The sequence below is a fragment of the Klebsiella sp. CN_Kp066 genome (assembly GCF_040065135.1).
Classification (GTDB): domain Bacteria; phylum Pseudomonadota; class Gammaproteobacteria; order Enterobacterales; family Enterobacteriaceae; genus Klebsiella; species Klebsiella oxytoca.
Genome location: NZ_JBEAIU010000051.1, coordinates 72519 through 91827, shown reverse-complemented (window position 1 = coordinate 91827; position 19309 = coordinate 72519). Strand labels below are relative to the sequence as shown.

Annotated in this window: 21 protein-coding genes and 1 pseudogene; 11 read left to right on the top strand and 11 right to left on the bottom strand. The window is 47.7% G+C overall.

The features are described from left to right. Positions 1-4 precede the first annotated feature (4 nt). Genes ABLV75_RS20095 through ABLV75_RS20085 form a run of 3 tightly spaced genes read right to left on the bottom strand, consistent with a single transcriptional unit; the run spans position 5 to position 3899 of the window. Positions 5-2560, bottom strand: a complete 2556-nt coding sequence (locus ABLV75_RS20095; RefSeq protein ID WP_004105473.1) for a fimbrial outer membrane usher protein — start codon at positions 2558-2560, stop codon at positions 5-7. Beyond that, positions 2544-3302: a fimbria/pilus periplasmic chaperone gene (locus tag ABLV75_RS20090; RefSeq protein WP_004105474.1), complete on the bottom strand. Its 759-nt coding sequence runs from the start codon at positions 3300-3302 to the stop codon at positions 2544-2546. Before ABLV75_RS20090 ends, ABLV75_RS20095 begins: the two co-directional genes overlap by 17 nt. Before the next feature lie 60 nt (positions 3303-3362). Next, a complete protein-coding gene (locus ABLV75_RS20085) occupies positions 3363-3899 on the bottom strand; it encodes a fimbrial protein (protein ID WP_004105475.1) in 537 nt (178 codons plus the stop codon). Between the two features lie 484 nt (positions 3900-4383). On the opposite strand from ABLV75_RS20085, the gene ABLV75_RS20080 reads away from it, so the two are divergent. From ABLV75_RS20080 to ABLV75_RS20045, 8 genes and pseudogenes are all read left to right on the top strand, one after another. Then, positions 4384-5130, top strand: coding sequence for a hypothetical protein (locus tag ABLV75_RS20080; RefSeq protein WP_004105476.1), 747 nt, complete (start codon positions 4384-4386; stop codon positions 5128-5130). Between the two features lie 32 nt (positions 5131-5162). After that, positions 5163-5603, top strand: a complete 441-nt coding sequence (locus ABLV75_RS20075; RefSeq protein ID WP_004105477.1) for a hypothetical protein — start codon at positions 5163-5165, stop codon at positions 5601-5603. Between the two features lie 58 nt (positions 5604-5661). After that, the gene (locus tag ABLV75_RS20070) at positions 5662-7224 is read left to right on the top strand and encodes an EAL domain-containing protein (protein WP_004105478.1); all 1563 of its coding nucleotides are present in this window, start codon (positions 5662-5664) and stop codon (positions 7222-7224) included. 56 nt (positions 7225-7280) lie between these two features. Further along, a complete protein-coding gene (locus ABLV75_RS20065) occupies positions 7281-8018 on the top strand; it encodes a hypothetical protein (protein WP_004105479.1) in 738 nt (245 codons plus the stop codon). Further along, on the top strand, positions 7991-8479 hold the full coding sequence (locus tag ABLV75_RS20060; protein ID WP_004105480.1) for a hypothetical protein: 489 nt from the start codon (positions 7991-7993) through the stop codon (positions 8477-8479). Before ABLV75_RS20065 ends, ABLV75_RS20060 begins: the two co-directional genes overlap by 28 nt. A 209-nt stretch (positions 8480-8688) precedes the next feature. Further along, a complete protein-coding gene (locus tag ABLV75_RS20055) occupies positions 8689-9225 on the top strand; it encodes an Ail/Lom family outer membrane beta-barrel protein (protein WP_004105482.1) in 537 nt (178 codons plus the stop codon). Positions 9226-9468: 243 nt separating this feature from the next. After that, entirely contained in the window at positions 9469-9828 is a 360-nt protein-coding gene (locus ABLV75_RS20050; RefSeq protein ID WP_004105483.1) for a DUF4156 domain-containing protein, read from the top strand. A gap of 284 nt (positions 9829-10112) precedes the next feature. Next, positions 10113-10670, top strand: a pseudogene (locus tag ABLV75_RS20045) (transposase); the annotation flags it as partial. Positions 10671-10753: 83 nt separating this feature from the next. Here ABLV75_RS20045 and ABLV75_RS20040 read toward each other — a convergent pair. From ABLV75_RS20040 to ABLV75_RS20005, 8 genes are all read right to left on the bottom strand, one after another. Beyond that, on the bottom strand, positions 10754-11368 hold the full coding sequence (locus tag ABLV75_RS20040; RefSeq protein WP_024274688.1) for a DUF2913 family protein: 615 nt from the start codon (positions 11366-11368) through the stop codon (positions 10754-10756). Between the two features lie 66 nt (positions 11369-11434). After that, entirely contained in the window at positions 11435-11995 is a 561-nt protein-coding gene (gene hxlB, locus ABLV75_RS20035; protein ID WP_004105486.1) for a 6-phospho-3-hexuloisomerase, read from the bottom strand. A gap of 15 nt (positions 11996-12010) precedes the next feature. After that, positions 12011-12763, bottom strand: a complete 753-nt coding sequence (locus tag ABLV75_RS20030) for an SDR family NAD(P)-dependent oxidoreductase (RefSeq protein ID WP_004105488.1) — start codon at positions 12761-12763, stop codon at positions 12011-12013. A gap of 122 nt (positions 12764-12885) precedes the next feature. Then, the gene (rpe, locus tag ABLV75_RS20025) at positions 12886-13530 is read right to left on the bottom strand and encodes a ribulose-phosphate 3-epimerase (protein WP_004105496.1); all 645 of its coding nucleotides are present in this window, start codon (positions 13528-13530) and stop codon (positions 12886-12888) included. An 18-nt stretch (positions 13531-13548) separates the two neighbouring features. After that, positions 13549-14802 carry a PTS transporter subunit IIC gene (locus tag ABLV75_RS20020; protein ID WP_004105498.1) on the bottom strand — a complete coding sequence of 418 codons (1254 nt, stop codon included), beginning with the start codon at positions 14800-14802 and terminating at the stop codon, positions 13549-13551. 27 nt (positions 14803-14829) lie between these two features. Further along, the gene (locus ABLV75_RS20015; RefSeq protein ID WP_004105500.1) at positions 14830-15123 is read right to left on the bottom strand and encodes a PTS sugar transporter subunit IIB; all 294 of its coding nucleotides are present in this window, start codon (positions 15121-15123) and stop codon (positions 14830-14832) included. A 21-nt stretch (positions 15124-15144) separates the two neighbouring features. Beyond that, a complete protein-coding gene (gene gatA, locus ABLV75_RS20010) occupies positions 15145-15594 on the bottom strand; it encodes a PTS galactitol transporter subunit IIA (RefSeq protein WP_004105503.1) in 450 nt (149 codons plus the stop codon). Positions 15595-15951: 357 nt separating this feature from the next. Further along, complete coding sequence (locus tag ABLV75_RS20005; protein ID WP_004105505.1) at positions 15952-16707, bottom strand: DeoR/GlpR family DNA-binding transcription regulator; 756 nt, start codon at positions 16705-16707, stop codon at positions 15952-15954. 381 nt (positions 16708-17088) lie between these two features. Between ABLV75_RS20005 and ABLV75_RS20000 the strand changes: the two genes are divergently transcribed. The 3 genes from ABLV75_RS20000 to ABLV75_RS19990 are packed head-to-tail and all read left to right on the top strand — an operon-like array spanning position 17089 to position 19305. Then, positions 17089-17625 carry an RpiB/LacA/LacB family sugar-phosphate isomerase gene (locus ABLV75_RS20000; protein ID WP_265782816.1) on the top strand — a complete coding sequence of 179 codons (537 nt, stop codon included), beginning with the start codon at positions 17089-17091 and terminating at the stop codon, positions 17623-17625. 3 nt (positions 17626-17628) lie between these two features. Beyond that, complete coding sequence (locus ABLV75_RS19995; RefSeq protein ID WP_004105509.1) at positions 17629-18999, top strand: PTS transporter subunit IIC; 1371 nt, start codon at positions 17629-17631, stop codon at positions 18997-18999. Between the two features lie 21 nt (positions 19000-19020). Beyond that, entirely contained in the window at positions 19021-19305 is a 285-nt protein-coding gene (locus ABLV75_RS19990) for a PTS sugar transporter subunit IIB (RefSeq protein ID WP_000723161.1), read from the top strand. Positions 19306-19309: the final 4 nt, after the last annotated feature.

The following is a 19309-nucleotide window of genomic DNA, read 5'->3' as shown; positions in this document are numbered from 1 at the left end:
GAGACTATTCCCTCTCGCAGGTCGTTGTAAGATAAATCACGTTTTCAGGCGAATGTAGATCGAACTGGTAGGGCACATGGCAACGTCGATCGGTCCCTTTTCCCCAACGCACCAGCAATGAGCCTGAGGGAGTGCTGATACGGGCATAAACCTGCCCACCCTGCCCGACCATCCCAATGACGGCCCCTTCGCTGTTAATGACCTCGGCCCCCATCGGCGGAATGCCGCCATCCGCCATTTTCACCGCGATGAGCACCGCTTTGCCGGTAATCGTGGAGAAGTTCACCCGCGCGATCGCGCCGGCATAGGGAACAACTTGTTGGCTTCCCCCCGTCAGTTCAGCATCGCTGCGCATCTGGCGAGTATCGAGTGAGACGTTGTTGCGACGATACGGAGATAGCGCAGGTAAAATGGCGTAACCGAAACTGTCGATTACCGCCCCCTGACCGTTCTGGACGACTGCGCCCTGCGCGCCATCGGCGTGAATTAATGCAAAGGTGTCGCTGGCGTAAGGACCGAGCGTCACGCCACCGGAATGCAGCACCAGGGTTCCGGAGGAGCCCAGCGCCACCTGCCGATAGTCCTTTCCCTGGTCGTAGCCCGCACGCAGCGCGCCAAAACGGGTGTTTTGCTGGAGATTACCGCCGAAAGTCGTCGATGCCCCTTCGTCCCCATTGCGATAGCGCTCATAGCCGCCATAAACAGACCAGGAGAGTTCGCTCTGCTCGCCACGGGTCCCGGTCATCGACAGGGTTGAAGAGTGATTCGCGCGCGACTGGTTATAGTTCATCGCTACGGATGTCGGGCTATCGCCCCAGTCAAATGGAATGGAGAGAGTAAAAGACAGCGTCGTCTCGGTATATTTTTGCCGCTGGCTCAGATCCTGCGGTTCGTTAACGCTGCGGTAGAAGCGGCCATAGTCCCAGGTGGAACGCTGCCTGGCGAGGTTAAATCCATAACTCACTTTTCGCCACTGGTTGCTGTAGCCGAGCTGCAGCTGCGTGATCCGCGACTGATTATTGTAGTAATCGGCGGTACTGGCGCTGAGATTGAGCGTACCTGAATGGCCTAAGGGCTGGCTGACGGTCGCCGAAAGGCGTTGACGTTGATGCAGCGTGTCGGAGTAGTAATCAATGCCGTTTTGCGCCTGTCGGCGTACGCCAAATACATCCTCCAAATCGCGGAATCCACCGGTTGAGTAGCGATAGGCCGCCAGCACCAGATTAGTGCCTGTGGAAAAGGTCTTGCTATAGCTCAGCTCCGCTCGCCAGCCCTGCTGACGGTCATTATGCTCCACTCGCGCGCCAGACCAGGTGGCGTTCATGCCGAATGCGCCAAGGCGGGTCGCCCATACGCCGCCGATCAGCCAGGCCTGGTAATCATGCGCCAACCGCGATCCGAGGTTAAGAGTGAGATTATTATTTACCCCGTGCTGCAGCGTCCCCTCAAGGAAGCGGTTGTCGATGCGGTAGTACTGGCGGACCTTGCCAACAGCAAAAGAGTAGTGCCAGTTGCCTGGTCGCACCGAGTCGGGAACCGCAGAATAGGGCACGGTAAAGCGCGATACTTTTCCGTTAGCCTCAATCACTTCAACCTGCAAATCACCCTGATAGCGGGTGTTGTAAAGATCGTCAATAGCGAACGGTCCGGGCGGAACATGGGTTTCATAGATAACTTTGCCCAGCTGTTTGACGACCACCCGCGCGCTGCTTGCCGCCACGCCGCGTACCTCTGGCGCATAGCCGCGTTTGCCCTGCGGCCACATGCGCTCATCCGTGGCGAGTTTCATACCATTAAACGACAGGCTGCCGAATAAACTGGAGTCAGTGTAGTTATCGCCAAACGTCAGGATGCTGTCGATTGCGGCGAGTGGTCGCTGCACCCAACTGCGTACGCGATTGTAATGCCAGTCGCTACCGCTCTGGTTGCTGTCGGCATAGCGCAGGTTACCCTGATGGCGGAGCTGCCACAGTCCAATGTTGCTGCCAGCGTTGATCCCGCTCCACAAATACTGGTAGCGGAAGTGCTGGTGGGTGTTGTCCGTGTGAGTCCAGTTGGTGTTATGGCGTAAAAACAGAGCCAGCGCGCCGCTGTCCCACTGCGAAGGCGGAAGATAGCCGCGCGGCTTGTGTATCAGCTCGCTCATCGGCAGCGTAAGCCGGAGCTGTAGCATCGCGCTATCAAATTGCCATTCGCCCTGGGATACCCATTCCCTGAGCGGACGACAGCTATTTTGAGGCGCTTTGTCCGGGAGCGATTTTACCCGAGCGGCCTGCATCAGCGATAACGGAAGGCAGGGCTCCGTGCGTTGTTCGCCATTAGCTGGAGTAAAGCGGATCTTTACGCCGGATTTTAGCAGCGAGCCATTGACCATAACGTCAACCAGATACTCTCCGGCGGGCGTACCGGGTCCGTTAACGCTCGCCATACCTTGCCCGTAAGCCGTCCCCTGCAGCAGAGAAGGATCAAAATAGTATTCTTCGCCAAAAGCCTGACCGGAGCAGGCTACGGCTAAGAAAACGAAGATGTTTTTGCGACAGAACTTAACCTTCGGCGACATGATAACGCTCGCTTATCCTTGCACCCTGGTCGTTAACCAACGTCACGGTGACGGTACCGTTAAGCGAGTTGGCGCTGAATTTTCCAGGTATCCAGAAAGTACGGCTGGAGAAAGGTGGAACCATTTCGACATTAAGCTGACGTGATACGCCGCTTGCCGTCACGCTCAGGTTGCTGAGGGATGCATACCAGGGCTGCGGGTTGCTGATAACAATACCGGCACCTTTTCGGGCATTACGCACTACGGTAACGTGCAGCTTTTTAGCCAGATTGCCCGGTGAACCAATCCCTTCCGGCCTGTAAAAAAGTTTGATCCGCGTCCGTAACATCACCAGCACTTTATTCTGCTGACGGCCGCCGATATTGGCCGGCGGTACCTGCAATGCATTGAACCAGAAGACAGATTCACGATCGGGCGGCAGCGCTTTACGCTGGCTATACACCACGCGCACCACCTGGCCTGCTTTTGGCTGGATACGAAATACCGGCGGCGTCGAGATAAAAGGAATGCCGCTCGCGTTCTCTGGCCCAATACGCATATCGCCATCGTCAAACCAGGTTTGTACGACATAGGGAAAGTCATCGTTATTTTTTAGCTGTACATCGACAGAGGGTACGGTCGACGGGTAGATAATCCGACTGCCTACAATGGTGACGCTGGCCCATACCGCGGCAGCGGGAAGAAACAGGAGTAGCAGCGCCATCAGATAGCGCAGCCCTGAACGGGTAGCATCCTTTTTCATTGCAACAACTCCATTGCTATCAAAAGGGTCCGACGACAAGCACCGGACCAGGAAGCGTTTTTACAGGTAGGAAACGGCGTACTGGAGAGTGGCTTCGACCGTACCAGCCGATGCCGCGCCGTTGGCGTAATACTGCGCGGTATAAGTGGCGCTGGCTTCCGTCTCTCCCGGCTTCAGCTGCAGATCGCCTTCACCTTTGAAACCGTTGGTCAGATTGATAACTTTCTCTGCCGTATCGAGAATCTGGACTTCTACGTTGGCGGCGTCCCCGGTATTTCCAAGATTACCGTTGCTGGTCACCTGGTTACCGACAAAAACGGTAGAGATTTTGGTCGGTTTATCGGCATTACCCGTACAGCCGGTGAGACCAATATCAAATGTCACCTGACCTGCGGTATCGCCGCCTTTCGCCAGTTCTTTGGCACTCACCGTCGGCAGAATAACTACCGGTTTTGCCTGATTACCGTTAATGGCTACAGAACAGGTTTCATCGGAAACTTCACCACGAAAGGTAATGGTATTATTGGACATCGCAAATGTACTGGTAGAAATAAAAAGTGAGGCTGTAAGCAAAGCCAGTGTCGTTTTCTTGAACATGGTCGTTTATTCCTTTATTGCTGTTTGTTTTCAACTAACGCTACTCGCTCTGCTAATAAAGCAGATAAAGCAAACGTCCTTTGGTTGAGGCCAAACAAAATAGCTTGTCGCCGGGCAAGTTTTATTGTGCGCCCCTCTGAAACAGGGCGTATAGCAACTGGCGTTATAGCCCCGCGGCGCTATCATGTTTAAGGCCAATCTTAGAAATAATTTTCGGAAAAGAGCTTCCTGACGTGCTGAATAACCCTTAAATTTTCCTTACTTACCTGGCATGCGGAAATTCATAAATTCAAATACCGGTAAGAAAAATTCACAAAAACCAAATAACCACATGATTTAAAAGGAAGTAAACTAAATAAAAAACATTTTTAGCATCAGTATGAATGTCGTCACAGAAGACTACTGATGCAAAGAGGGATGAAATCCTCCTGCCCCATGTTAATATAGCAAGCGACAGCAAAACGTATTAAAGATCGGGTTTACCATGGATGAGAAATCGTTACTAATAGCTAAAAAGGTGATATTTGATAGCGCTAAAATGACATTAACCAACGGTGATAAAATCATTAAAATTTCAGAATCGGAGACAAATTTACTCCTTGCCTTCTATCGCGGAATATATAAAAAGGAAGATATTATTAATTTTGTCTGGAAGAACCGTGCGGGTTGTGTTTCCGAATCGAGTTATTACAAGCTCATTAACCAGATGCGGAATAACTTTGTTCTTGTTGGCCTGAATGCGGCCGATATTGTTACGCGACCACGAATTGGCGTCTCGTTATCATTGGCGTTAGAACCCATCAAAAAAGAACCTACGCCACGATGCGAAAACGTCAGGGATGCCGGGTGCGAAAAAGATAGCCAACGGGCTCTCACGCCGGACGTTAAAAAGATTTCAGCCAAAATACGCCCTCTCGTCCTGACCATTACACTGTTGTTGTTAACGGGTGTTGCGATGCTATTTCAGCATGCGCCAGCGCAAAATAAACACAACAGTAGCTTCAGGATGCTCGGTAATGAGGATGACTATATCTTCTTTAAGATGGCTACCGATAAAGTGACATTTAAGGAGGTGGTTTCGGCGTATCACACCCTGACGCTGCCGCTATCTCGCCAGAACGGACATTATCTTTATTATCTCCGCGAACCGAATATGAATCTTTTTTTGCAGTGTCTGAACCCTGTTGAAACGGCGGTACCTAAATGCATTACCATCAAAGAACGCTACTAGTCATCCTGTGCGGTCTGCTCTGCGGATGTATCATGCTGGCAACGCTGGTATATCAAGGAGCCAGGCGCGACGCAGACGAAATACATAATCTTATTTGCACTGCCAAATCAACTATTTATATAAAGCCGAGAGAGCTCATACTGAACGGAACTTTGGTGCTGGATCTTAAGTCGAACCGCATTGCTATTCATTATTCCGTGCAGGATCAACGGCGAGAGCAGCGGTTATTCTTTCAGGATGTTGCAATCACCCCGCTTAACCGCACCGGCATGAAAACCTACACCTTTCGGGTTAAAGCCGTGCACAAATTTAATTCTGATACGACGGGTGAGATGTTTTCCTGGCTGCGTCTCCTGCAGCCGACAACCGAGAATGAGCTGACGATAAATAAAATCGGTCCGAGGGCCTATCTTTTTTCACTGAACCGGCAGATCTATAATTTCTGCACCACCAGCGGCAGCGCTAAAGCATAATGAGTATTGCGACCATCGAGACAGCCGCGCATCCCTTCGTGAATGAGAGACAAAGCCAGTGAAACTAAAGCTATCTTTTGTGATTTGTTCAGTGCTTGTGCCGCTGGTCGTGATGATTATATTAGCGCTGCTGGTCAGCGTACTACAGTTTAAACAGGACGTCGCCCTGAGCGCGAATACCTTATTACGTTTCAGTAACGATGTATCAACCGCCTCATGGCGGGTCACCGCAAAAACCGTAAAAATAGCGGACAGACCCTGCGCTGAAATGCTGTCGGAGCTTAACCGAACCCGCGCCTTTACCCCCTATATCCGCGATATCGGTCTGCTGGAAAACGGCAACCTGCTCTGTTCCTTTGTTACCAGGGAGCAGGCGCACCCTTTTCCTTTGCCGCCGGGTAAAACGCTCCCGACGCCGTTACCTGCCAGATGGGTCCGTTCATTTGACTTGATGGCCGGAGGACCAGGCAGACCCGCGGTGGTTTACACGGAGCAGGTGACGGCACAAAAATCAGCGTTTGTCATCGTCGATTCTCGCTATATTCAGGAACTGATGGATGTCCTCGCAGAGGAAAGAGCCGCCGTATTCAGCCTGCGGTTTGGCGAGGGCGATAGGATTATCAGCCAACCAGCGCAGCGTGACAGAATAGTGATGACCCAGCATTTCGTCACCGCCGACGGTAAGATTTCGCTTACCGTCGGCGCGCCTCTCGCGGCATTGATGGCTCTGTGGATGAAATCTCTGCTTATCTTTATCCCTCTCTCGCTTTGCTTCTCATTTATGACCCTTTTTCTTTACCGACATTGGGCCCAGAAACGGCTATCCATGGCCCGAGAAATCACCCGCGGTATGAAAAACGGGCAGTTCACAGTGCATTATCAACCTGTATTTAACGTCAGCCGCGCTCATTGCGGCGGCGTGGAGGCATTAATGCGCTGGCCCCTTCCGGATGGGAGTTTTATTACTCCCGACATCTTCATCACCGCGGCAGAAAACGAAGGGATGATCGTTCCGCTTTCGCGTCACTTATTTAAGCTCATCGCCCTGGATGTCGAACGGTGGCAGGTTGCCGGGGATTTTTATATCAGCGTAAATATTTCACCTGAACATCTGATGCATGAGAGTTTTATTGCCGATGTTGAATCGCTACTGGCAAGCTTAGGGAAACTGCGCCTCATGCTGGAACTCACCGAACGCAGCCTCATTGTCCAACCGGCTTTAGTGTCAGATAAGCTCATGCAGCTGCGTGAGAAAGGCGTACTGATAGCGATTGACGATTTTGGTACCGGCTACTGCTCGCTTTCTTACCTTCAGCAGCTTCCGGCTGATTATCTGAAAATCGATCGTACTTTTGTCGATACGATTGATACCAGCGGCAGCGACGTGCCCATTCTGGATACCATTATTATGCTTAGTCAAAGGCTGGGGCTTAATACCGTTGCGGAAGGCGTCAGTTCAGAGCATCAGCTGCGCTATATCCTCGATCATAACGTAGGTTTTATACAGGGCTATCTTTACGCAAAGCCGATGAATTCAGCTGATTTTACGGTCTGGCTTGATACACGGGGCAATGAGCAAAATGAAAGGATTAAAAGTAAAAACCTTTCAATAGATCGGTAGGCGCTGAGGTAACATAATGGTTAAACCAGAACGACTCATTCTTAGCAGAAGGCCCTATGAGTAAGAATAAGTACCTAATTGATAAGAAAGTCATTCTTGATTGCGAGCGGATGACCTTATCACGCGATCGCGAAAGCTTAAAAATTTCTGAATCTGAATGCAATTTGCTCCTTGCTTTTCATCAGGGACTCTTTAAAAAAGATGATTTAATCGCCTGGGTGTGGGGACGAAAAGGTGTGGTGGTTTCCAGTGCCAGCTATTACAAATTAATCAATCAATTACGCGGTTCGTTTGAAAAAATCGGCCTTCCCAGTTCTGCGGTATTAACGCGCCCTAAGGTTGGTGTGACGCTCTCGGTAACTATCGAACCACTGCCAGATGAATCAACACCCGTAACGCAAAATAGAGCCAGCGACACCGTTGCGCCAGTTGCAGAATCGTTGCCTGAGCCAACGCAGTCTTCGCAGGCAGTTTCAAACCGAAAAGAGTGGCTATTTTTAATCTGCGCAACGCTGTTCCTGCTGATGGTCATTTATCTCTACAGCAAACGCCATCCAGACTACTTTTCTGAGCTGGGAACCTATAACGGATATACCTTTTATGGTGTCACTGAAGATAATCGGTCTCTCGAGGATGCGGTGGGGGCTTTTTCCGAACTGAGTCAGCAAGTCTATAAGCAAAACGGCAATTTCATTTATTATATTCGCGTTCCTGACACCAATATTTTTGTTCAGTGTCTGAATCAACTGAATGTTTCGGAGCCCAAATGCATCACTATCAAAGAACGGTATTAAGAGGCATTACGCTACTTATTCTGGCAGCATCTTTTGTGCTGCTGATTTTACAGGCACGCCAGCAGCGCTATCCTCTGTCAGATGCGGATTCATTTCTATGCACCACTAAAACTGTAACTTCAGTCCTGCCTGGCAATTTTCTCGCTAATGGCAATATCGTCCTCGATTTCAAAAACAAACGCATTACATTGCAGTATGACATCACCACTAAAGAGCAAATCAAAAAAGTGTTGTATCGCGATGTGTATATGAAGAACCTGCAAATGCCTGGCCCCGGCATTTATACATTTGATGTCGATTCGGTAAAAGTTTTTTCTACCGACACCGCCGGTGATTTTTTAGCACATTTTCGCGTATTGCACCCCGATGCCGCCAATGAAATTCGCATCACCAGGGTCGGTAACAGCACTTATTTGTACTCAATCAATCGTCAGATATATAACGTATGTACCGCGCAATAAACCAACGCCGGCGTGAAAGAATTGATATAAAACCAGCAATATCAAAAAGTTATAAAATCTTACTTTTTCTGAAAACGTCGGTAAAATACATGTAAGACTAATTTCATAACTTTTACTCGCTTTTTCTGGTTATATGGCTGCCGCAATCATCCTTCTACGGTTATTGCTTATACATAAGCATTGTTCTTTTCACCAACAAGGAGCTTTACATGCAGCGTGCTTTTTCACCATGGATTATGGCAGCACTATTATTTTCGCCCTCATTAGCGTTGGCGATGGAAAACCATACCCTCTCCCTTGGCTATGCCCAAACGCATCTTAGCGCGTTAAAGAAATCTGCAAGTAAGGATCTTCGCGGGCTCAATCTAAAATATCGCTATGAGTTCAATTCTGACTGGGGTGTATTGACCTCTCTCACGGCAACTCGTCATGAAGTACAACATTACCGTTGGGACGCAGGAAAACTACATAAAGATGGCGATAATACCACTAGCTATAGTTCGTTAATGGTAGGACCGACCTACCGGATTAATGACTATGTTAGTTTATATGGTAATGTAGGTATGGCTGGTATGAAGGTCAAAAACCGTGACAATCAATCTTCCTCAGAAGATGCTTTTGCCTATGGTGCAGGTCTTATTTTTAATCCATTCACTAACCTTTCCCTGGATGTGTCATGGGAAACAGCCAAATTACTTTACGTTGATACAAACACATTTGGCGTGAGCGTAGGTTATCGTTTTTAATAAATAAAGATGCCTCTGTTTATGGCAAGGAATTCATCATCTCTGACAAAAAAAAAGAATATCATCACTACGGTAAGAGACGTTATAGCCCTTTTAAGTATTTATATAAAATTATTCTTATAAGCTATACACCCCTTAAATCCTCCGGGTAGAACATTTTATTGCCAGCACGATGCGCCTCAACATCCGACTGGCTTCGCACCCTATTTGATTATTTTTAGCGATTTTGATTAAGGATTTTACATGAACAAAAAATTAGTCTTTCTCTCCGCTCTTATGCTCACAGCTTGCAGCGCTAATTCCCTCCAGCACGGTGCTGAAGGCGTGCGGGTAACGCATAATGAACCGGACACTTCGTGCACCTATTTAGGCGATGTCACCGGTAGCCAGGGGAATTTTTTCACGGGAGGCTGGACGTCAAACAGCAATCTGGAGACGGGTGCCCGTAACGATCTAAAAAATAAAGCGTGGAAAATGGGGGGGAACGTGGTGGTACTGTTAACCCAAAGGGCTGGCCAAACCGGAAGCGCCTATCATGGCACAGGCTCAAGCCAGCAAACCAATGTGACATTGAGCGGAACCGTATACCGCTGCCCACGTTAAAATACGCTATTCTGGCTCATCATCCGGCTGCCCTGCCCAAGATATCCCTAACGCAGTTGAGATGCTCATCGACCCGTGAGCATCTCAACTGCGATTCTCGCATTGGAGAACGCATCTTGATCCAGCCTGGCTGAAGAATACGCCTAACTCCATAGCAGAAAAGGGATTTTCTCTTACAATTGCACTCCTGCCAAACTACAGATTCTGCGCTTCATATTGTTTTATGTACGGGTTACCCATCCCTCGGGCCTGACGGGACAATAAGGTAGATGGCAGAAATAGCCCATCTCGTGATTGATTCCACAGGATGGAAGGTCTCCGGTGAAGGTGAGTGTAAAGTCAAAAAACACGGCAAAGAATACCGTCGCATCTGACGAAAGTTGCACATTGCTGTAGATGCAAAAACACATGAAATTATCTGCACCGAACGTCATTGAACAACGTCACGGACGCAGCAGCCTTCTCTGGGCTTAATCTGGCAGACACACCGAAAAATCAGATCAGCCGCAGAGGACGGCGCTGATTATACGCGGTTATATCGTGATGAACTGCGCCGAAAGAAAATCAGCACCCTATACCTTCCCGAAAGGGAGCGGGTTACTGGCCGGGGGAGTATGCAGACCGGAACCATACGGTTGCAAATCAGCGGCTAAGCGGGAGCAATGCCCGTTGAAAATACGCAACAGATTTTAACCGCCATTCGATAGCGGAATCGGTGATGTAGAGAGTAAAACAACTGTTCGGTGGTGCGCTGAAGTCAGGTTGCAGAGGCTCTGGCCATAGTACGTGCGCTGAACAAAATGACGAAGGCAGGAATGCCTGAAAGTGGGCGTATTGCCTGACAACATCCTCGTTTACGGGGATGCTTACCCACAATCTGTTTTTCAACAAAGCCTGACTAAATATACCGTGTTGTGTATCTCCGTCAGGCCATCACTGGCTGTAGCAAAAAAATCGAAGATTTGGTTACAGAGAATTCATTTGAATACGATTCGATTACGTCAAGTTTAAGTCCAAAGCAGTCCAGAAGTGACAGCAGTTTCTCAACTTGACCAAAAACGCGGACATAAAGTGGGGCTATTTGCTTCCCGTTAGCATCAAATCCTTCCTCGACAGCTGTTCTTTCCAGGCAAAACGAATCCATATTCTGGAATTTGCTGATACCAGCCGCCATCTTCTTCTCATCAACAAGGTCATACTGCCAACCGCCGGCTTTTGCCATTTCGATAGCATAGGTCAATCGAAGTAGATCCGGCATATTGTGAAGATCGTCGCTGCTCATAAGCCATAAATAATGCAGTTTCTGATTCAGACGCGCCCGAACGCCAAGTCGACGCCCCTGAGCAAGTAGCCAGTCTATATGCCCAGTTAAATTTCTGGGGAATCTCTTCTGTTTTCTGGCATCGGCCAACCAGCGGATCAGAAATATGTTTTCCTGCGCCTCGGTAACAACAAGCCGATCGTGCCGCTGAAGGCCGAGAGCCACCAAAGCGCACCAGGCTAAATGTCCAATATTGACGAAAGAAGAATCTTTGTTCATGCGCAAAAGAACCAACGACATTAATGCTAAAAAGGAAACGTCCCTTCAAGGGACGTTTTCTGCCGATTACTCAAGGTCAGCGTGTCTCTTAAACATCGTTTCGCTGGTTTCGCCGAGCTGGGCCATCAGCTCAAGCACGATTGCGTCATAGGCGATAAAGCAGAGCTGCTCAAAAGCCGATCCCATAGGCTGTGAAAAAGCATCGTCTTCACGCTCGTTGTCTTCTTTCACGGTTCCAGGCAACACAAGCGTGCTTTTGGCCAGTTTGCCGATTGTGGACTCCGCTTTCATTGTGACAAGCGCCACATCCACGCCACAGGCTACGGCCTTCTGCGCCAGGCTCACCAGACTGCCGGTCTCACCGCTGCCGGAACCAATAATGACCAGATCGCCCGGTTTCGTATGAGGAGAAGAAATTTCGCCGACAACGCTTACTGAAAAACCGAGGTGGAGAAGACGGTTTGCAAAACCGCGGATGGCGATGCCGCTACGACCCGCCCCCTGCAGAAAGATATGTTTAGCATTCTTAATCTGTGCGACGAATTGCGCAGCCTGGGCATCATCAATCTTCATCGCATTTTGCTGCAATTCGCTCAGGATATTTAAAGTGTTTTGTTGAACGCTCATGTGATTCTCTCCCTTTTAAGCGATGGTACGACCACCATCCATCAGAATGGTTTGCCCCTGGATGTACGAATTGTCTTTATCAGCCAAAAAGATTGCCAGGTTAGCCACATCGTCAATGGTGCCAAGGCGGCGTACCGGAATTTTTTCCAGAACAGCATCAAGATCGGCCTGGGTAGGATAATTGACACGCATCATTTCACCGGTATCAATCAGACGTGGAGCGATAGCATTAACGTTGACCCCCTTCGGCCCTAATTCTTTTGCCAGGCCGCGAATCAATCCCTCACCGCCAGCTTTACTGGCCGGGTAACTCACGCCGCCGCCGGTGCCGGAAAGCGCAGAGCCGGATGAAATATAAACGATAGATCCATGATTAGTGGTGAAGTCGTCGTAGAACGCCTTGACGGTGTTAAACAGCCCGGTAAGGTTAATGGCGATTGTTTTATTCCACTCTTCAAAAGTGATGTTATTGACCTTATTAGCAAACGCCACGCCTGCGTTTAATACCAGAATATCAATGCGACCGAAGGTTTTAAAAACCTGCTCGCGAACGTTTTCCAGAGCTTTCGGATCGGATACATCGGTTTTAACGAATAAGGATTTAACATTAGCGAAAGTTAACTCTTCGGCCGTCTTTTTACCATTTTCTTCGTTGTAATCGACAATAACAGTATGGGCTCCACGGTCTGCGAATTGCTTAGCAATACCTTTACCGATGCCATGTGCCCCACCGGTTACTAGCGCGACTTTACCTTCAAAATTACTCATTTCACTATACTCCTCAAAATCTCATGACAAAGGGGAGGACAACTCCCCTTTCAGGTAATTGGTAATTTAATTAATGCTGATAATAGCTTGTAGGGTTACTGGGTTTATTTGGTAGCAAACTGTTATTGGATCGCTGCCCTTAATGCCTGATAGCTTTCTTTCGGAGAACCGTTAAATAGCGCACCACCAACGACAATTAAATCAGCACCCGCATCCTTTACCTTTTTCGCGATTTCAACGTTGACGCCGCCATCGACCTCGATCTGAATATTACGACCGGCAACCATTTTTTTAGTATTCCTGATTTTCTCCAGACTTTTTTCAATAAAAGTCTGGCCGGGCTGACCTGGATTAATGGTCATAATTAAAATGTAATCAATATCATCCAGAAGATACTCAATTACGTTTTCTGGCGTCCCCGGATTAAGCACTACGCCAGCTTTGCGCCCGGCCTTCTTGATCTTCTGGATAATATAATGCACGTGCGGCGTTGATTCATAATGAACCGAGATCATTTCCGCACCGGTTTTAATAACATCATCAATATGCCTTTCCGGATTTGCCAGCATCATATGCACGTCAAATGTCATTGAGCTGGCTTTTTTCATTGTCGCGATTTGGTTCGGACCGAATGCGATATTACTTACATAAGTACCATCCATTAAATCAACATGCAGAATTTCTGTTTTTTCTGTTTCCAGAAACTGAATCTCTTCCTGCAAACGTAATATGTTTGCGCCAAATACTGATGGTAAAATTTGTGCCATTTTAGTCAACTCCGTAAATTAATGAGTAACTGTGCTCAACCAGTAGGTCAGAAGTTCCCATGGGCCGGTTAATACGAAGTCCGTACCCTGGCCATTCAGGCCGACGCCAGCACCGTTGAGGAATTGAGTTGCACCGGGCGCGACATATCCCCCCAGGTACATAACCACCACACAGAACAGTAAGGTTGAGATAATCGATCGAATAACGTTGCCGTTACTGACCATAACCGTCATGGTCGTCATGTAGATGATTGACATCAGCACGCCGATTGGGAATATCTGAATACCCGGTAAAACCAGCGCGCAAAGCATCGTCAGAGGGATAGTAATAACGGTGACAGTCACCGTTGCTGGATCGCCAAGCGCCAGGGCGCAGTCCATTCCGATATTCAGTTCAGCATCTTTACCCATCTGCTTTTGCATGATTTCTTTAGCACTCTTACCTATCGGGTTAAGCCCTTCCATAAGGACCCCAACCACTTTTGGCAACAGCACCATGACGCCTGCCACGCCCATCGCCATTGGCACGATGGTTGTAATGGGTTGTTTGGTTAACAATCCCAGGAGACAACCGACGATCACGCCGATGATGGCGGGTTCACCGAATACACCCAGTCGCTTCTGAACGCTCTCTAAATCCACATCCAGCTTGTTTAAACCCGGAATGAAATCGATAATTTTGTTAACCACCCATGCAAATGGAAGTGTCCATCCGATGTGGATCATTGTGGTACAGGTCGTTCCCTCCAGGCCGTAGTATTTCTGCCATCTTGGCGCAATAAGATCGCCAATAAACAGTGCGGCTACGCTCAGAGCCACGGCAACACCCAACCCGAGGAAAAAGCTGTCAAAGACGAAGTACGCAAGAGCACCAGGAACCAGGAAATGCATATAGTTCCAGATGTCAACGTTCAGCGTTTTAGTCAGTTTCAGGCGAACCAGGATCAGGTTCAGAATGATACCAATTGGGATAACCATTGCCGCAAACGGTGCAACCCACGCAGCTGCGCCAACGGCAGGCCATCCAATATCAGCCACGGTGAACCCGCTGCCAATTTTTGAGTAATACGCAATTGCTGGCTGCAGGGCTGTGTTTAGCAGCCCAACAACCAGTCCCAGGCCGATGAAACCGATACCTACGGTGATGCCAGATTTAATGGCAGCACCAACTTTCATTCGAAAAACCAGACCTAAAAGGAAAATAACAAGCGGCAATATTGCTGTAGCGCCCATGCTTGTAATAGTAAACATGATGCTTTTTAACATTTCCATTTAACCATCCCCCGTCTTTTTTAGACTTTAGCCTTTGGAAATTTCGCTTAACAGTTCACCTAATTTTTTACGCAGCGCGGCTTCGTTAATACCGGTAATAAAACCTGCGACGCTCATGTGCGGCTTACCAATATCACCTTTATAATTATTCGTTGTCAGAACCACATCAGCACTTTGCATTTCGGAGGCCAGTTCGGACATACTACATTTATTAATTTTTACGTTGGCAATGCCGTATTCAGCACAAACCGATTTAACTTCATCAGCGGCAAGTGTGGAGGTTGCTACACCGCTTCCGCAGGCTACGAGGATAGTAATCATGGTAAAATCTCCGGGTAATTGTTATTTAATTATCGTGTTAATAAACAATGCTCTTGCTCCTTCAGCAGGAAGTTCCAGCATCTGGTGGTAAAAATCAGCTAGCTGAAGATGGTTAAACAACGCCTTCAACAACTGCAATTGATCTGCTGGTTGAGTAACAACCAGGTTAACAACCAGGCGAACCCACAATTTCTCGTCACCATCTGCCTGATTAACTTCAATTTCCTGTGGCAAACGGATGATGTAAATCGCCGGGCTGACGGCATGCTGGCTATCGCAATGTGGGATAGCGACAGCATAGCCATCAAGTAAAATTCCGGTTGGGTAGTCGGCTTCACGTTCACGCAGCGCCTGGAGGTAAGTGTCTCTTACTATCCCATCAGCCAGATGTTTCTGGTGAATATGCTCCAGCACTTCATCATAATTTTTGTATGCCGCACCATCCGCGACATTGATAGAAATTGTGCCCACTGGCTTCTCCTCATTCCGTTAAATGCTCATGTGAGCATCTATGTAATCACATGAGCAGTTATAGCACATCAGTGATTTGCTGAAATGGGAAGCTTGCAAAAGTTATATCTTGATCACACAAAATCACATAAGCGCATTACGAAAAATACTCATATGAGCAAAACTGACGATTAATTAATGCGCCACGAAAGATTAACTGATTGATTTTTAATAAATTGAATTAAATTGACTTATTCTGGGGACTTTTACAATGGCAATACTTCAAACGCTCTTATGAGCGGAGTGTTCTGATTGCAATTGTTTCTACAGGACAACGGCACATGAGAAGTACCGTTATTGAAATTATTTATTTTAAAATCAACAAGTTACCACTGTTGTATATTTCGAAACTTCGGCAATACCGTCTTTATCCGCAATATCATTAGTGATCAGCGCGGTAATCTCAGACCAGTCGCAGATCTTAAATAAGCTGCTTCGCTGGAACTTAGTGTAATCGCCCAGGATATATTTCTTCTCGGAATGGGCAATGATCGTTCGATCCAGAAAGGCATCCGAGGAGGACGGCGTGGAGGGACCTGTCATATTGTTGAAGCCATCGGTGCCGATAAAGCAGAGATCAACGTTAATATCATTAATCATTGACACAGCCCACCCGCCAAAGACAGAAGAGCTTTTCTTCCTCAGTTCTCCGCCGAACAAAAAGACCTGGTTATCAGATTCGATCAGCACACTGGCCACCGGCAAAGAATCGGTAAAAATTTTAAAGCCAGATTTCATGCACAACAGATTAGCCAGTTCATAGTTAGAACTCCCAGTGCCAATGATCATTGAGCTGTTGGGGGGGATAAAGTCCAGCGCTTTTCTGGCGATAGCTTGTTTGAAGGTACTATTTTCTTTTTCCCTGACCTGGAAAGGATGTTCGACAGCCCCCTGCTTTAAGGTTGCCCCTCCATGGCTTTTAACCAACAGTCCTTTTTTTTCCAGATGAGTGAGATCTTTGCGGATAGTTTCATAAGTGACCTCGTACTTTTTCGCAAGGTCACTAACGTAAACGGTACCAGCCGAAATAATCTCTTCCAGGATCAATTTTCTCCTCTCTTCAACCAGGTACATCCTTCCCCCTATCAACATTCTTCATATTGCAATGAAGCGAATCATAGCACAGAAGATGCAAACTAAAACAAACCCAAAGAGAAGTCAGAAGAGTACGTCCCTGGTAACGCTCAACTATAAGAACAAAGGCCAAATAGTAATAATTCATTAATAATCAATATATTAAATACATATAATACAGATTATCCACTTCAGTTTACTAATACTCTCTCCTCTTTCCATCATCAAAAAATTGGCATGCATTAGTTTTTATTTGTTTTTGTTGGTTTTTAATACCTTTAAAATCAACAGCATACTAATTTTGTGATATTGATCTCAGTTGACAACCAACATTTACCAACCCCATACTTGGCTTAAGTTCTTTATGACAGGTTGGATAAGATGAAAACGAAAATTGCAATCGCATGTGATGATGTGGGATTTGATCGTAAGGAGGAGATTAAAAAGTACCTCGAAGAAGAGAAAAATGCCGAGGTCGTGTACGATCCCGTTAAACGAAAAGAAGATGGTTTCAACAACTTCGCTCGTCTTGCGGATGAAATGGCAGGTGTTATTCAGCAGGACGAATGCCGCCTCGGTATCTACATTTGCGGAACCGGTATTGGCTTTACTTGCCAGATAAATAAGCATTGGGGGATTCGTGCTGTCGCCGTCACTAATCCTTACTCGGCCAAGCGAGCAAGACTCAGTAACAATGCGCAGGTGATTGGACTTGGCTGCAGAGTTAATGATCTTGAATACACAAAAATGATCGTTGATGCCTGGTATGACAACGCGTTCGACTTTGCCACTGCAAGGGAAAATTCCAAAAAGAATCTACTGGAAGCAGAACGCAGTGACAACGCATTGCTGACGAAACCTGAAGATGTTCGATGGAATATGGGTTTCAGACCAGATGATGAGAAATCTGAGGGCTAATAAATGGAACTGATCACACAGTTTATCAATGACCTGGGTAACTTTATTTTTATACCGGTCATCTTCCTTATACTGATGAAACTTTTGGGGCGTCCCCTGTCGGAGTGTATTTCATCAGCCATTAAAGTCGGCATTGGTTTTATCGCATTAACCATGACCATCAAGCTGATGCTTGAAAAAATGCAGCCAGCGGTGACGGGGCTTGCTGAGGCCACCGGCTCCTCGCTGAGCGCCATTGATGTTGGCGGCGCAGCCACAGCCGTAATGGGTTTTGGCTCTAGTATGGGGGCAATTATTATCCCTCTGTGCGTCGCGGTGAATATTGCCATGCTGGTGGCGCGTCTCACGGACTGCGTAAACGTTGACGTGTTTAACCTTCATCAGAATGCCTCTATGGGGGCAATTGTTGGCGCTTACTCCGGCAGCTTCCTCTACGGTGTTCTTACTGCTGCATTGTTCCATGTCTGGGCACTTATTGCGGCTGACCTGGGTGCCAAAAACAACGAAAAATTCTTCAACCTGCCAAAAGGCGTTGCCATCTCCCACCCGGTTGCAAACACCTATTTGCTGTTCGCTTATCCGTTTAACTGGATTTACGATCGCATCCCTGGGTTCCGTAATCTGAACGTTACGGCGGAAAGTATTCAGAAACGATTTGGTATCCTTGGCGATCCGACCATGGTTGGTTTCATTATTGGTATTCTTCTTGGCTTCTGTGGTTATGGTTGGGAATCGCCGTATCACACCATTATTGCCAGCCTGCAACTGGGTATGTACCTTGCCGCCGTGATGCTCCTGCTGCCGCGCATGACCTCCATCATGATGGAAGGTCTGGTTCCGCTGTCCAACGTAGCACGTAAGAAGCTGGTTAAACGTTTCCCGGACCGTGAGATCACTGTCGGGATGGATACCGCGCTGATTGTTGGTCATCCTTCAGTTATTGCGCCTGCACTGCTGCTGATCCCGGTCATTGTTATCCTCGCCGTTGTCCTTCCCGGCAACCGAGTGATGCCGCTGGGGGACCTCTCGCAGTTCGTATTCTTTATTGCGTGCATGGTGCCGGTTTTTAATGGCAACATTATTCGTACCTGGGTGACTTCCATCATCCTGTTTGGCGGCGGCTTATACATCGCATCCTGGATGGCTCCAGCAACAAATGAAGTGTTCCAGAAATTCGGTACTAATCCTGATGCCAGCGTAATGTACTCATCGCTAAACCCTTCAGCTAACCCGTTCACCGGTCTCTTTGCTGGACTCAGCCATGTTGGCATCGCAGGTTATGCTCTCGCCGCTGTGTTGCTACTGTCCGTAGGCTATTTACTCAAACAGAAAGCGCGCCGTCAGTTAAAAACTGAGGCAGAAAAAACGGCTTAAAACTTCATAAGGTAATTGAAAATGAAAAAGATTTTAGTTGTATGTGGGAACGGTATTGCCTCCTCTTCCATTATGGTTTCTGTCCTACAGGACTACCTGAAAGAACAGAATATCGAAGCGCAGGTCGATAAATCCTCTTTAATGGCCTGCACCACGGACACGTTTAACAGCTATGACCTGATTGTTTCTTCAACCAAGCTGGATAACCCAGGGATCACCACTCGTGTGATTGTGGGTGCAGGCCTGTTAACGGGCCTGGGCGAAGATGAAATTTTTGATGCTGTTAAAGAAGAAATGCTTAAGTAGGTGA